This is a genomic window from Streptomyces sp. URMC 126, from assembly GCF_051386555.1.
GTDB lineage: Bacteria > Actinomycetota > Actinomycetes > Streptomycetales > Streptomycetaceae > Streptomyces.
In genome coordinates this window covers 1-888 of sequence record NZ_JBPQTX010000645.1, presented here as the reverse complement: position 1 = coordinate 888, position 888 = coordinate 1, and the positions used below count along the sequence as shown (strand labels likewise).

Below are 888 nucleotides of genomic sequence, written 5' to 3'. Positions count from 1 at the left end.
ACGGCGGACAGGGCCGAGGACGCGACCACGGATGGGACCGTGCAGAAGACCGCGAACGGGACCGCGAACGGGACCGCGAACGGGACCGCGAACGGGACCGCGAACCGGACCGCGAACCGGACTGGGGAGCAAGCTCCTCCACCCCCTCCCCGCGCGCACATCGACCCGGCTCACCGCATGCCGCCCCGCCCCAACCCGGAGCCCGGGCCGGAACCGCACCGTGGTGCCCGTGCGCCCTCGGCGCCACCATGGGTGCCGGCCGCGTCAGAGCCGACGCGCCGCCGCCTACCGAGGAGTGCCCGTGGACTTCGACGTCGTCGTGGAGATCCCGCAAGGCAGCCGCAACAAGTACGAGATGGACCACCGGCGCGGGCGCATCCGGCTGGACCGGCTGCTCTTCACGTCCACCCGGTACCCCGCCGACTACGGCTACGTGGACGGCACCCTGGGCGCCGACGGACAGCCGCTGGACGCCCTCGTCCTGGCCGGGGACCCGACGTTCCCCGGAGTGGTGATCCGCTGCCGGGCGATCGGCATGTTCCGGATGCGGGACGAGCAAGGAGAGGACGACAAGGTGCTGTGCGTGCCGGCCACCGACCCCCGCCACGAGCACCTGCGCGACCTGCGCCACCTCCCGGAGTACGACCGGCTGGAGATCCAGCACTTCTTCGAGGTCTACAAGGAGCTGGAGCCGGGCAAGTCCGTCGACAACGCCTGCTGGGCCGACCGCGCGGCGGCCGAGGCGGAGATCCTCGCCTCCCGGGCCCGCGCGGGGAACGCGGAAAAGGGACCGGCCGGGCCGGAGGGACCGGCCGCCGGGTAGCGGGACGCGCGGGGCCAGAAGGGGGGGGCGGCCGCCGGGCGTGGGGGCGGCCCCGCCCCGGGCGG

General features: G+C 74.8%; 1 protein-coding gene. It reads left to right on the top strand.

Translation table 11 applies throughout. The features are described 5' to 3' along the window. Window positions 1-301: 301 nt before the first annotated feature. Window positions 302-823, top strand: a complete 522-nt coding sequence (locus ACSNOK_RS33285; protein WP_436784515.1) for an inorganic diphosphatase — start codon at window positions 302-304, stop codon at window positions 821-823. The last annotated feature ends 65 nt before the right edge of the window (window positions 824-888 follow it).